The sequence below is a fragment of the uncultured Tateyamaria sp. genome (assembly GCF_947487805.1).
In the GTDB taxonomy this organism is placed as follows: Bacteria; Pseudomonadota; Alphaproteobacteria; order Rhodobacterales; family Rhodobacteraceae; genus Tateyamaria.
The window spans coordinates 159918-172116 of the sequence record NZ_CANKXW010000002.1 but is presented as its reverse complement, the minus strand read 5'-3'; the positions used below and the strand labels follow the sequence as shown (position 1 = coordinate 172116).

At 60.4% G+C, this 12199-nt stretch carries 18 protein-coding genes; 12 read left to right on the top strand and 6 right to left on the bottom strand.

The window, feature by feature from the left end; all coding sequences use genetic code 11:
* Positions 1 to 35: 35 nt before the first annotated feature.
* Positions 36 to 371 carry an SMR family transporter gene (locus Q0949_RS06455; RefSeq protein ID WP_299369840.1) on the bottom strand — a complete coding sequence of 112 codons (336 nt, stop codon included), beginning with the start codon at positions 369 to 371 and terminating at the stop codon, positions 36 to 38.
* A 13-nt stretch (positions 372 to 384) separates the two neighbouring features.
* Positions 385 to 843 carry an Lrp/AsnC family transcriptional regulator gene (locus Q0949_RS06450; RefSeq protein WP_299369838.1) on the bottom strand — a complete coding sequence of 153 codons (459 nt, stop codon included), beginning with the start codon at positions 841 to 843 and terminating at the stop codon, positions 385 to 387.
* Between the two features lie 116 nt (positions 844 to 959).
* Here Q0949_RS06450 and Q0949_RS06445 point away from each other — a divergent pair, with 116 nt between their 5' ends.
* Positions 960 to 1166 (top strand): DUF6356 family protein, encoded by a 207-nt coding sequence (locus Q0949_RS06445; RefSeq protein WP_299369837.1) that lies wholly within the window; start codon positions 960 to 962, stop codon positions 1164 to 1166.
* A 38-nt stretch (positions 1167 to 1204) separates the two neighbouring features.
* Here Q0949_RS06445 and Q0949_RS06440 read toward each other — a convergent pair whose 3' ends face one another.
* The 4 genes from Q0949_RS06440 to Q0949_RS06425 all read right to left on the bottom strand — a co-directional run bounded on the left by Q0949_RS06440 (position 1205) and on the right by Q0949_RS06425 (position 3983).
* Positions 1205 to 2419 (bottom strand): NADP-dependent isocitrate dehydrogenase, encoded by a 1215-nt coding sequence (locus Q0949_RS06440; protein WP_299369835.1) that lies wholly within the window; start codon positions 2417 to 2419, stop codon positions 1205 to 1207.
* Between the two features lie 96 nt (positions 2420 to 2515).
* Positions 2516 to 3094, bottom strand: coding sequence for an HD family hydrolase (locus Q0949_RS06435; RefSeq protein ID WP_299369833.1), 579 nt, complete (start codon positions 3092 to 3094; stop codon positions 2516 to 2518).
* Entirely contained in the window at positions 3091 to 3330 is a 240-nt protein-coding gene (locus Q0949_RS06430; RefSeq protein ID WP_299141093.1) for a hypothetical protein, read from the bottom strand. Before Q0949_RS06430 ends, Q0949_RS06435 begins: the two co-directional genes overlap by 4 nt.
* Positions 3330 to 3983, bottom strand: a complete 654-nt coding sequence (locus Q0949_RS06425) for an alpha/beta hydrolase (RefSeq protein WP_299369831.1) — start codon at positions 3981 to 3983, stop codon at positions 3330 to 3332. Before Q0949_RS06425 ends, Q0949_RS06430 begins: the two co-directional genes overlap by 1 nt.
* A gap of 157 nt (positions 3984 to 4140) precedes the next feature.
* On the opposite strand from Q0949_RS06425, the gene Q0949_RS06420 reads away from it, so the two are divergent.
* From Q0949_RS06420 to Q0949_RS06370, 11 genes are read left to right on the top strand one after another with little or no spacing between them, the layout of a single operon-like run.
* A complete protein-coding gene (locus Q0949_RS06420; protein ID WP_299369829.1) occupies positions 4141 to 4602 on the top strand; it encodes an Rrf2 family transcriptional regulator in 462 nt (153 codons plus the stop codon).
* Between the two features lie 57 nt (positions 4603 to 4659).
* The gene (locus Q0949_RS06415; protein ID WP_299369827.1) at positions 4660 to 5706 is read left to right on the top strand and encodes an aminotransferase class V-fold PLP-dependent enzyme; all 1047 of its coding nucleotides are present in this window, start codon (positions 4660 to 4662) and stop codon (positions 5704 to 5706) included.
* A 20-nt stretch (positions 5707 to 5726) separates the two neighbouring features.
* Complete coding sequence (sufB, locus tag Q0949_RS06410; protein WP_299369825.1) at positions 5727 to 7262, top strand: Fe-S cluster assembly protein SufB; 1536 nt, start codon at positions 5727 to 5729, stop codon at positions 7260 to 7262.
* 3 nt (positions 7263 to 7265) lie between these two features.
* Complete coding sequence (locus Q0949_RS06405) at positions 7266 to 7598, top strand: hypothetical protein (RefSeq protein WP_299369823.1); 333 nt, start codon at positions 7266 to 7268, stop codon at positions 7596 to 7598.
* The gene (locus tag Q0949_RS06400) at positions 7595 to 7852 is read left to right on the top strand and encodes a hypothetical protein (RefSeq protein WP_299369821.1); all 258 of its coding nucleotides are present in this window, start codon (positions 7595 to 7597) and stop codon (positions 7850 to 7852) included. Before Q0949_RS06405 ends, Q0949_RS06400 begins: the two co-directional genes overlap by 4 nt.
* A complete protein-coding gene (locus tag Q0949_RS06395; RefSeq protein ID WP_299369819.1) occupies positions 7849 to 8163 on the top strand; it encodes a heavy metal-binding domain-containing protein in 315 nt (104 codons plus the stop codon). Before Q0949_RS06400 ends, Q0949_RS06395 begins: the two co-directional genes overlap by 4 nt.
* A gap of 4 nt (positions 8164 to 8167) precedes the next feature.
* Positions 8168 to 9061, top strand: coding sequence for an FkbM family methyltransferase (locus Q0949_RS06390; protein WP_299369817.1), 894 nt, complete (start codon positions 8168 to 8170; stop codon positions 9059 to 9061).
* Between the two features lie 24 nt (positions 9062 to 9085).
* Positions 9086 to 9841 (top strand): Fe-S cluster assembly ATPase SufC, encoded by a 756-nt coding sequence (gene sufC, locus Q0949_RS06385; RefSeq protein WP_299369815.1) that lies wholly within the window; start codon positions 9086 to 9088, stop codon positions 9839 to 9841.
* Positions 9841 to 11121: a SufD family Fe-S cluster assembly protein gene (locus Q0949_RS06380; protein WP_299369813.1), complete on the top strand. Its 1281-nt coding sequence runs from the start codon at positions 9841 to 9843 to the stop codon at positions 11119 to 11121. The genes sufC and Q0949_RS06380 overlap by 1 nt, the downstream gene beginning before the upstream one ends.
* Before the next feature lies 1 nt (position 11122).
* Entirely contained in the window at positions 11123 to 11605 is a 483-nt protein-coding gene (locus Q0949_RS06375) for a YIP1 family protein (RefSeq protein ID WP_299369811.1), read from the top strand.
* The gene (locus Q0949_RS06370) at positions 11602 to 12198 is read left to right on the top strand and encodes a Yip1 family protein (RefSeq protein WP_299369809.1); all 597 of its coding nucleotides are present in this window, start codon (positions 11602 to 11604) and stop codon (positions 12196 to 12198) included. The genes Q0949_RS06375 and Q0949_RS06370 overlap by 4 nt, the downstream gene beginning before the upstream one ends.
* Position 12199 lies beyond the last annotated feature (1 nt).

The window sequence follows — 12199 nt, the reverse complement described above, 5'->3', positions numbered from 1 at the left end:
CGGCCCATATAGCGCTGCGACGCAGAAAGGAAGGTCTAGTGTGTCGCAGAATTGGAGAAGAGCTGGATCACGACGATTCCGCCAATGATCATGGCCAGTCCGAGCACCGCGGCCAAGTCCAGCGTTTGGCCAAAGACCGCGAAACCGATGAGTGCGATCAACACGATGCCAAGCCCGGACCAAAGCGCATATGCGATGCCTACGGGAATGTACTTGAGCGCAACGCCAAGAAAATAGAACGCAACCGCATAGGCCAGGACGACAAGGATGGTCGGACCGACCCGCGTAAATTGGTTGCTGGCCTGAAGGGCTGTTGTACCGATCGTTTCGGCGGCCACGGCCACGATCAGGTAGATGTAGTGCACGGGCATTATCGGTTCCTTTTCAGACGGGCAGGGCGGTGCTGTCCTTGATTTCTTCCATCACGAAGCTGGCGGCCACATCGGCAACAGGCACAAGGTGAATCAATTGTTGGTAGAGCGCATCATATCCCGCCATATCACGCACGCGGGCGCGGATCAGGTAATCCAGATCGCCCGTCATGCGATAGACGCTGAGGATACCGGGGATCTTGCGTGTGGCCGCGTTGAACAAGGCCTGCCAGTCGGGATCATGGCTTTGGGTGCGGATCTGCATGAACACCATCAGACCCAGTCCCACTGCGCCGGGATCAACGATCGCTACGCGCCCGCGGATCACGCCACGGTCTTCCAGCGACTTGATCCGCCGCCAGCAGGCGTTTCTGCTCAGACCGACGGTATCGCCCAGCGTGTCCAGCGATTGGCCCGCGTCGCGTTGCAGCGCGGACAAGATACGTGCGTCGATATGGTCAATATTCTCCATAGCGAGGCAATACATGGGATTTATTCCCGCTCAAAGCCCAAATGAGCGTGATAAATGGGAGTATTGCAACCTTGCCCTCGCATAGTTTGGTGGAAAGCCACTCAAGGAGCGTTCAAATGTTGCATCGCGTTTTTCTGTCCCATCCCCACAGCGTTGACGAGAGTTATGCGGAACATGCCGTGTTTGCCGGGGGATTTGCGCTGCGCCTTTTGCTCGCAAGTGGGGCCGCCCTGATACATGCGGTCATCCCGTGCCTGTTTGAGAAAACGGCAAGCCGCATGATCGCGGACATGTACGCGCGGACGCACAATCGCGGCGCGTGACAACGGCCCGTTTGGGGCGGGCCGTTGCAGATGCGTATTCAGCCCTTGAGGGCTGCGTTCAGATTTTCATCGATCTTTTCAAGGAACCCCATTGTGGTCAGCCAGCCCTGATCGGGCCCGACCAAAAGGGCGAGATCCTTGGTCATGTGGCCGCTTTCGACCGTGTCGACGATCACCTTTTCCAGCGTTTCGGCGAAGTTCTGGAGGGCTGCGTTGCCGTCCAGTTTGGCGCGGTGCTTGAGCCCCCCGGTCCACGCATAGATCGACGCGATGGAGTTGGTGGACGTCTGTTCACCCGCCTGATGCTGGCGGTAGTGGCGCGTGACGGTGCCGTGGGCCGCTTCGGCCTCCACAATCTTACCATCGGGGGTCATCAACTGGCTGGTCATCATGCCCAGGGACCCGAACCCTTGCGCCACGACGTCTGACTGCACGTCGCCGTCATAGTTCTTGCAGGCCCAGACAAATCCGCCGTTCCATTTGATGGCACAGGCGACCATGTCGTCGATCAGGCGGTGCTCGTACCAGATGCCTGCCGCCTCGAATTTATCTTTGAATTCAGCGTCATAGACTTCCTGAAAGACCTCGAGGAACCGCCCGTCATATTGTTTGAGGATCGTATTCTTGGTCGACAGATAGACCGGCCAGCCGAGGCTCAGACCATAGTTGAACGACGCACGCGCAAAGTCATAGATCGACGGGTCGATGTTATACATCGACATGAACACGCCCGCATCTTTGGCCTGATAGACCTCGTGCTCGATTTCGGTGCCATCTTCGCCCACGAATTTCATTGTCAACGTGCCCGCGCCGGGGAACTTCATGTCCGTCGCCTTGTACTGGTCGCCAAAGGCATGACGCCCGACCACAATGGGCTTGGTCCAACCGGGCACAAGCCGCGGCACGTTCTTGCAGATGATCGGCTGGCGGAAAATCACACCGCCCAGAATGTTGCGAATTGTACCGTTGGGGCTGCGCCACATCTTCTTAAGGCCAAATTCCTCGACCCGCGCTTCGTCCGGCGTGATGGTGGCGCATTTGACGGCCACGCCAACTTCCTTGGTTTTTTCCGCGGCGTCGATAGTGATCTGGTCTTCGGTCCGGTCGCGTTCTTCGATGCCCAGATCGTAATAGAGCAGGTCGATGTCGAGATAGGGCTCGATCAGCTTTTTCTTGATGAAATCCCACATGATGCGGGTCATTTCGTCCCCGTCCATTTCTACGATGGGGTTCTCTACCTTGATCTTGGTCATGGACCTTGTCCTTTGCAGCACTGGTTTGCCTTCGCGCTTAGCGCGTTACGCCCCGTTTGAAAAGTCTGTATACAACGGTATACTAAATTTTAAGGATCAACCCGCAGATGCAAAGAACCCGGCGATGCGTTTGCGGGCATAGTCCCACAATCCCGGCGCACCGCGCGCGATTTTCGTGCCAACGCGGGCGGCGATCATCTCTTCGGTGACGTTGTAGTCGGTCCAACTGCCGCCACCTGACGCAAGGTTCAACATCGGCGGTTGGAACCGGTCCAATGCCTTGGCAAACTGCGCCGTGGGGGACTCTGCGGCCTCGAATTCTTCCCAGATGGGGCGCAGCGACGTGGCGATGTCATCCGGCAACAGGCCAAAGATCCGGTCGGCCGCCGCCGCCTCCTGAGCGGCAACAGCGGCCGCATCCACATCGTCAAAGATCGGATTGTCGCCCGCGTCGATCTCGACCAGATCGTGCAGGATCAGCATCTTGATCACGCGGTCGATGTCGACGTCCGGCCCGGCCTGATCGGCCAGCACCAGCGCATAAAGGGTCAAATGCCACGAATGTTCCGCGCTGTTTTCCGCACGGCTACCATCGGCGAGGGTGGTGGCGCGGGTGATCGACTTCAGCTTGTCCGCCTCGTTCAGAAAGGCGATCTGCTGGTCCAGTCGCGTCACTCTTGGGCAGCGGCGGCGCGGTGCGCCTTGAGACGTTGCGCCAGGAACCGGCGGCCCGCGTCGTTGGCCATCCGCGTCCGGATCGCGGTCAAAAACGCCTCTTCGAGGGTTTGGGACGATGCGCCCAGTACATCGCCCACTTCCATGAACAACCGGTCGTTGCCCAGTTCGCCTTGCACGGCGAGACATTCCTCGGCCAGCTTGTTGGCCATTTCAATGACGACGGGGTCAGCCATCAGCGCGTCGTCTCGGTCAGGCGGCGTTTGACGTAATCGGTGGTGTGCCCGATCAACGTGTCCATATGCGGCTCTTCAAAGAAGTGGCCCGCACCCTCGATCTGCGTATGCGTGATCGTGATGCCTTTTTGCTCGTGCAGTTTGCCCACCAGAGATTCCGTGTCCGCGGGTGGGGCCACGCGGTCGGCGGTGCCGTTGATGATCAGGCCGCTGGACGGGCAGGGCGCGAGGAAGGAGAAGTCATACATGTTCGCCGGGGGCGACACGCTGATGAACCCGGTGATCTCGGGGCGGCGCATCAGCAGCTGCATCCCGATCCACGCGCCAAAGCTGAAACCCGCAACCCAGCAGTGCTTCGAGTTGTTGTTCATCGACTGCAGGTAATCGAGCGCCGAGGCAGCATCCGACAACTCGCCAATGCCCTGATCGTATTCACCCTGGCTGCGCCCCACACCTCGGAAATTGAACCGCAGCACGGTGAACCCCATGTTGTAGAAGGCATAGTGCAGAGCATGCACAACCTTGTGGTTCATCGTTCCACCGAACTGTGGATGTGGGTGCAGCACGATTGCAATGGGTGCGTCACGTTCTTTCTGGGGGTGATAGCGGCCTTCGAGGCGGCCTTCGGGTCCGGGAAAAATGACCTCGGGCATATGCGTGTCTGTCCTCGCGCGTCTTTTTGACGATCCGATTTCTTGACGAAAATAATCGGATACTTTAGAACGTTTCTAACTTGTGGGCAGGAAACACGTCCTGCGGTGGCAAAGCATGTATGGCGTCTGGACTGAGACGTCAATTGGGGGTGTGGTCATGAAGCTATCGACAAAAGGGCGCTATGCGATGGTGGCGCTTGCCGATATCGCGCTGCAACCCGGTGACATGCTTGTCAGTCTGGGGGATATTTCCACCCGTCAGGATATCTCGCTGCCCTATCTGGAACAGCTGTTCGTCAAGCTGCGGCGCGCCGAACTGGTCGTATCCGTGCGTGGACCTGGCGGGGGATACCGGTTGGCGCGACCGGCGTCGGAAATTCGTGTGGCGGATATTCTCGAGGCGGTCGATGAGAAGGTGGACGCAATGCACAAGGGTGCGGGCGCGTCGGGTGCCGCGTCCGGATCCAAGGCGCAGTCACTGACCAACCGGCTCTGGGAAGGATTGAGCGCGCATGTCTACGTGTTCTTGCACCAGACCCGCCTGTCAGATGTTGTAGGCAATGAATTGGCCCCTTGTCCGGCGGTGCCCAACCTGATGGCGGTGGTTGATGAGGCGTGACTGGGGGCCGGCCCCCAGACCCCCGGCATATTTCATGAACAATGAAGGATCGGTTCTATGAGCCGCGTGTATCTGGATCACAATGCGACGACACCGCTGCGCGCCGAGGCGCGGGATGCGATGCTGGCTGCGATGGACGTGGTGGGCAATCCGTCCTCTGTGCATGCCGAGGGGCGCGCAGCGAAGATGGTGGTGGAGCGGGCGCGGAGCCAGGTGGCGGGATTGGTTGGCTGTTTGCCTACACAAGTTGTGTTTACGGGCTCTGCGACTGAGGCCGCCGCATTGGCGGTGGCACAAAAGGATCGGCATGGGGGGCGATTTGCAGCCTTGCCGACCGAACACGACTGTTTCGGCGACTGGAGCGAGGGCGTGCCAGATGCGATGGACGGCCCGGCCCTCATGGCGATATCGGGCGCAAACAGCGAGACGGGGATCATGCAGGCCGACCGGCGGGTCGTAGCGGGGCCTTCGGTTGTGTGCGACGTCACCCAGATGGTCGGCAAGGTGCCTGTCGAATATGGCGACGGCACGCCGGCCTACATGGTCTTGTCGGGGCACAAGCTGGGTGGACCCAAGGGCGTGGGCGCATTGATCAATTTCACCGCCGATGATCCGCAAGCGATCCTGCGCGGGGGCGGTCAGGAGATGGGGCGTCGGTCTGGCACGGAGAACGTCATCGGCATCGCCGGATTTGGTGCCGCGGCTGAGGCTGCGCAGCAGGATGTGGAGGCCGGAAAATGGGGCCGCGTCGAGAAACTTAGAAATATTCTAGAAAGTGCTCTTGCTGCTGCGTCAAATACAACTATTTTTGTCGGGAAAGATGCGCCGCGTCTTCCCAACACATCCTGTTTCGCAACGCCCGACTGGAAGGGTGAAACGCAAGTGATGCAGATGGACTTGGCCGGGTTTGCCATTTCGGCAGGGTCGGCGTGCTCCAGCGGAAAGGTCAAGGCCAGCAAGGTCCTGACGGCGATGGGATTGGGGGATGTGGCGGCCAATGCGGTACGGGTGTCGCTGGGTCTTGAGACAACGGAAGAGGACGTTTTGCGTTTTGCCGAGGTTTGGGCGCAAAAGTTGAAAAAACACCAGGCGCGGGCGGCTTAGGCCGCGTAGCAGCGAGAGGAATGTCTGAAATGGACAATGTTGTGGAAGAAGTTCAGGTCAAGGACGGTGTTGACCAAGAGACGGTCGACGCGGTGCGCGAGGTTGGCGGCGCCTATAAATACGGCTGGGAAACCGACATCGAAATGGAATATGCCCCCAAGGGTCTGTCTCCTGACATCGTCAAGCTGATCTCGGAAAAGAACGAAGAACCTGAGTGGATGCTCGAGTGGCGTCTGGCCGCCTACGAGCGTTGGCTGCAAAAGGAAGAGCCGACTTGGGCGATGGTGGATTACCCCGAGATCGACTTTCAGGACCAGTATTACTATGCCCGCCCCAAATCGATGGAGGTCAAGCCCAAGTCACTGGATGATGTTGACCCCAAGCTGCTGGAAACCTATGCGAAACTCGGTATTCCGCTGAAAGAGCAGATGATCCTCGCCGGTGTCGAGGGCGCCGAAGACCTGACGGACGCGCCGCGCAAGGTGGCTGTCGATGCGGTCTTTGACAGCGTCAGCGTCGGCACGACGTTTCAGGCCGAACTGGCCAAGGCGGGCGTGATCTTCTGCTCGATTTCCGAGGCAATCAAGGAACATCCCGAGCTGGTCAAAAAGTACCTCGGCTCGGTCGTGCCTGTCTCTGACAACTACTACGCGACCCTCAACAGCGCCGTGTTCAGCGATGGCTCGTTTGTCTATGTGCCGCCCGGTGTGCGCTGCCCGATGGAACTGTCGACCTATTTCCGCATCAATGCCGAAAACACCGGCCAGTTCGAACGCACGCTGATCATTGCCGACAAAGGGTCTTACGTCTCCTACCTCGAAGGGTGCACGGCACCACAGCGCGACATCTCGCAATTGCATGCCGCCGTGGTCGAAATCATCATCGAAGAAGACGCCGAGGTGAAATACTCCACCGTCCAGAACTGGTATCCGGGCGATGAGAACGGCAAGGGCGGTATCTATAACTTCGTCACCAAACGCGCCGATTGCCGGGGCGACCGGGCCAAGGTGATGTGGACGCAGGTGGAAACCGGCTCTGCCGTGACATGGAAATACCCGTCCTGCATCCTGCGCGGTGATGACAGCCAGGGCGAATTCTATTCCATCGCCATCGCCAACAACATGCAGCAGGCCGACACCGGCACCAAGATGATCCATTTGGGCAAGAACACCAAGAGCCGGATCGTCTCCAAAGGCATCAGTGCGGGCAAGGCCCAGAATACCTATCGCGGCCTCGTGTCCATGCATCCCAAGGCCAAAGAGTCGCGCAACTATACGCAATGCGACAGCCTGCTCATTGGCGACAAATGCGGGGCGCACACGGTGCCGTATATTGAGGTCAAGAACAACTCATCCCGCGTCGAACACGAGGCCACGACATCCAAGGTCGACGACGATCAACTGTTCTACTGCCGCTCGCGCGGCATGGACGAGGAAGAGGCCGTCGCGCTGGTCGTCAACGGGTTCTGCAAGGACGTGCTTCAGGCGCTGCCGATGGAATTTGCCATGGAAGCACAACAACTTGTGGCAATCTCGCTCGAAGGGTCGGTAGGCTGATCCATGGCGGGTCTTGAGGACAACAGCATGGTGGGCCGCACCTTTGAGCATCGCAAGGCCGATGCTGTGGCGACGCCTGCGCGCAGCGCTCGGCCCAGCGTGGCGGGCCGCATGTTCCTCGCCGTGATCTGTGGTGCGTTCTTTGGCGGCGTGCTCAGTGTAATTGTGGCACCGGGCCTTTTGGTGGCCTTTGTGTTGTGTGGTGCAATGACCTTTGGCGCTGGCGCGGTTGCGTTGTTCTTGATCATGTCCGAAGAACTGGCCCCTGAAGGCAACGCGCGGACCGAGGAGGACGTGCGCGCGTCCCTTGCCGAGATCAAGGGGCGGGAGAAATGAAACACGCGCTGGACAGCGATCCCGACACCCGCAAGCCGATCAAGCGTCACACGGTCTCTGACCTTGATGGTACACAACAGGGTGGGCTGGCCTTTGTTGTTGCCATGCTCGGCGGGATGATTGTAGCGGCGATGCTCGCACCCGGCGCGCTCACGTCGTTTTGGGTCTGGTGCGCGCTCTTGCTCGCTGCGGCGGCGATTGCGCGGGGCGTTCAACAGGTGTTTGCACGTGACCTGCCAGAGGACGACACATGATCCTGACCACCACCTCAACCCTCGAAGGGTACACCATCACCGACTATCGGGGCATTGTCGTGGGCGAGGCGATCATGGGTGCCAATGTGGTGCGCGATTTCTTTGCCGGCATCACCGACATCATCGGGGGCCGGTCTGGTGCCTACGAATCCAAACTTCAGGATGCCCGCGACACCGCTATGGCCGAGCTGGAGCAACGCGCGGGTGCTTTGGGTGCAAATGCGGTTGTGGGCATAGATATCGACTACGAAGTGGTCGGTGACAGCATGCTGATGGTCAGCGTGTCCGGCACCGCCGTGGTTCTGGGCTGAAGCGATGCGGGACGTGCTTCTCTCCAAACGGTTGACGGATCTGGCCGCGGCGCTTGCGCCTGCGCGGCCCCTGTCGATTGTGGACGTGGGGGCCAACCCGCTGCACGATCCGCCCTATGCGCCGCTGGCGGAGGCTGGTCTGGCCCATCTGATCGGGTTCGAGCCGCAGGCCGAGGCATTTGCTGCCCTGACCGAGGACGCGCCAGAGCACGCCCAGTTCATCAACGCCGCCGTCGGCCCTGCGGGGACAGGCACACTGCACGTCTATCCGCGCCAATCTGGCCTCGCGTCCCTGTTCCAACTGCGCCAGCGCACCCTGCAATATCTGCGCCGGTTTCAGGCGCTGCCCGATCAGGCCACGCACCATCCCGTGACTTTGGACAGCCTCGACGCACTGGACGACGTGCCGGCCATCGACCTGCTGAAACTGGACGTGCAGGGGGCCGAATTGGACGTGATCCGGGGCGCGCGCGCCAAACTTGCGCAGGCCACTGCGGTGATTGTCGAACTGCGTTACTTCCCGCTCTATGAAAACGAGCCGACCTTTGCGGATGTACACAGCGAACTGACCGACCAGGGCTTTGCGATGCACAAGATGCTGGATCACAACCGCTTTGCCGTGGGCTCGCGTCACATCGACGCGCTGAACCGCCGCCGGGTGCGGTCGCAACTGATCGACGGGGATGCCGTATATATCCGAAACCTCGACGGGATCGACAACGCGGACACCGACGCGCTGATCACACTCGCGCTGCTTAGCGCGGGCGCATGGGCCAGCCACGACCTGACCCTGCGCTGCCTTGAAATTCTCGAAGACCGCGGCCGTGTTCCAGCACTGGCCGCCCAGACCTATATCGCTGACCTGCCGTCCGACTTGCGTCGGGCGGGGGCGGCCTGACGCTATGACAAAGGAAGAAAACTGATGCTGACGATCAAAGACCTGCACGTGAAACTGGAAGAAGAGGACAAGCAAATCCTCAAAGGCGTCGACCTGACCGTCGAAGCGGGCAAGGTGCACGCGATCATGGGCCCCAACGGGTCCGGCAAATCCACGCTGTCCTACGTGCTGTCCGGGCGCGACGGCTATGAAGTGACCGGCGGCGAAGCGCATCTGGGCGATGTGGACCTTCTGGAAATGGAACCCGAAGAGCGCGCGGCCGCGGGCCTGTTCCTGGCCTTCCAGTACCCGGTTGAGATCCCCGGCGTCGGCAACATGACGTTTCTGCGGACATCCGTGAACGCCCAGCGCAAGGCGCGCGGCGAAGAAGAAATGAGTGCCGCCGACTTCCTCAAGGTTGTGCGCGCACGCGCCAAGGAACTCAAGATCGATGCCGACATGCTCAAGCGCCCCGTGAACGTGGGTTTCTCCGGTGGTGAGAAAAAGCGTAACGAAATCCTGCAGATGGCCATGCTTGAGCCCAAGATGTGCATCCTCGACGAAACCGACTCCGGCCTTGATGTCGACGCAATGAAACTGGTGGCCGACGGTGTGAACGCGCTGCGCTCCGAGGGCCGTGGGTTCCTTGTGATCACGCACTACCAGCGTCTGCTTGACCACATCAAACCCGACGTCGTGCACATCATGGCCGATGGGCGCATCGTGAAAACCGGGGGCCCTGAACTGGCGCTCCAAGTTGAAAACAACGGCTACGCCGACATCCTGGCCGAGGTGGCGTAATGGGGGCGACTGCGGAAAAACTGGACCTGACAGAGGCGCGGATTGCGGGTCTGACCCTGCCGCAAGGCGGTTGGTCCGAAGCCACGCGCAAGGACGCTTTGGCGCGTCTGCGGGCGATGGGCCTGCCGGGGCGGCGCGACGAATACTGGAAGTTCACTCGTCCGGATCTTCTGACCCAGGCGTCGACGCCGACTGCGGCAGTATTTCATTCCGACGAAGCGCCGATCTTTGACGGCACCGACGCGCTGCGCATTGTCTTTGACGACGGTGTGTTTAACGCGGAGGCGTCGGATGCGCTGGCGCTGGAACATGTCAGCATTGAACGTCTGGCCGAGGCTACGGCGGACATCCACTGGGCCAAGGGTATGTACGGCGTGCTCGAGGCTGCGGGGCAAGTCCCGGTCGAACGGCCTTTGGCCGCTCTCAACACTGCGTTTGCCAGTGACGGCGTGCTGATCCATGTGACGGGCAAAGCACCCCGGCCCATCAACCTCGTGTACAACCACGGCGATGATGCCTCCGATGCAATCCTGCACCACGTGATCAAGCTGGACGCCGGCGCGGCCCTGACCATTCTTGAAAACGGTCCTGCCGCGGCGCGGTTCAACAAGGTGATGGAGGTTGATATCGCCGACCACGCGTCCTTCCACCACGTACGCGCGCAGGGGCGTGATCACGAACGGCTTGCGGCCACGCATATCTTTGCTCGGCTGGGCACCGAATCCACCTTCAAATCCTTTACCCTCACTGTGAACGGACGGCTTACGCGCAATGATTGCGTGATCGAGCTGACCGGCGATGATGCAATTGCGCATGTGGCTGGCGCCTGCGTCGGTGACGGCGATTTTCACCATGACGACACCGTGTTCATCACCCACGACGCTGTGGCGTGCGAAAGTCGTCAGGTGTTCAAGAAAGTGCTGCGCAATGGCGCGGTCGGTGTTTTTCAGGGCAAGATCCTTGTCAAGGAAGGTGCGCAAAAGACCGACGGCTACCAGATCAGCCAGTCGCTTCTGCTGGACGGGGACAGTCAGTTTCTGGCCAAGCCCGAGCTGGAAATCTATGCCGATGATGTCGCCTGTTCGCACGGATCGACCTCGGGGGCCATCGATGAAGAGGCGCTTTTCTACTTGCGCTCGCGCGGCGTTCCGGCAGCCATTGCCACCGACCTGCTGACGCTGGCCTTCCTTGCCGAAGCTGTGGAAGAGATCGAGGACGAGGGGCTGCGCGATGTGATGGTTGCCCGCCTCGAAGGGTGGTTGGAGCGTCACCGCAGCTGATATGGCCATTACCCGTAACATTGCAGCCACCTATCGCGGTCCGGGGCGTGTGATCCGGCGTCTTTTGACGCTGGGACCACGCGAGGACCGCGCGCTTGCCTATCTGATGGGGGCTTGTGTCCTGATCTTTGTGGCACAGCTGCCGCGCCTTGCGCGCGAGGCGCATCTGACCGGGCAGGATCTGGACATGCTGATGGGGGCGACGCTGATGGCGTGGATCTTCATCGCGCCGCTTCTGCTTTATTGCATCGCGCTTTTGGCGCGGCTGGTAGGCCGGGTTCTTGGCGGAAAGGGCACACCCTATGGTGCGCGGCTGGCGCTGTTCTGGGCCCTGCTGGCTTCCACGCCGGTCCTGTTGCTGCACGGGCTGGTCGCCGGTTTTATCGGGCCGGGCATCCAGATGCAGCTCGTGGGGCTTGCTTGGCTGGTTTTGTTTGTGTGGTTCTGGATCTCTGGGTCGCTGGCGCAGGAGCGCGCTGCATGAAACCGGTCATCGAGCTGGCGGTGGACACGCTGCGCGACCCACAAGCTACGGCGCAGCGGATCATGGCGTGGGAGCTGGACAGCAGGATCGTCTACATGGCGCTCTTTGCGGTGGCCGCGGTCAATGCAATCCTGACGTCGGCGCCCGTGGTGCTGCTGCCCGGATCAGTGGATGACGCTGCGCGGCAAGCGATGCCGATCCTGACGTTGATGGAACGCCCGTTCGTGCTGTTTGCGCTTGTCGCTGGTGGCTTGGTCGTCATGGTGCAGGCGTTGTACTGGGCCGGTCGCGCCATGGGCGGGCAGGGCAGCATGGTAGATATGCTGGTCCTGCTGGTTTGGTTACAGGGCTTGCGCGCCGCCGCACAGCTTGTTGTGTTCGTGCTCAGCCTTGCGGTGCCGATGCTGGCGGGGCTCTTTGCCCTGATTGTTGTCGTGGTGGCTTTCTGGCTCTTGTTGCACTTCATCAGTGCAGCACATCGCTTTGGATCCCTGTTTCAGGCCTTTGGTCTGTTCGTGTCGGTGATCGCGGGCCTGTTTTTGGGATTGATGCTGATTCTGACCCTGATGGGCGTGTCAGCCGGAGGACTTTAAG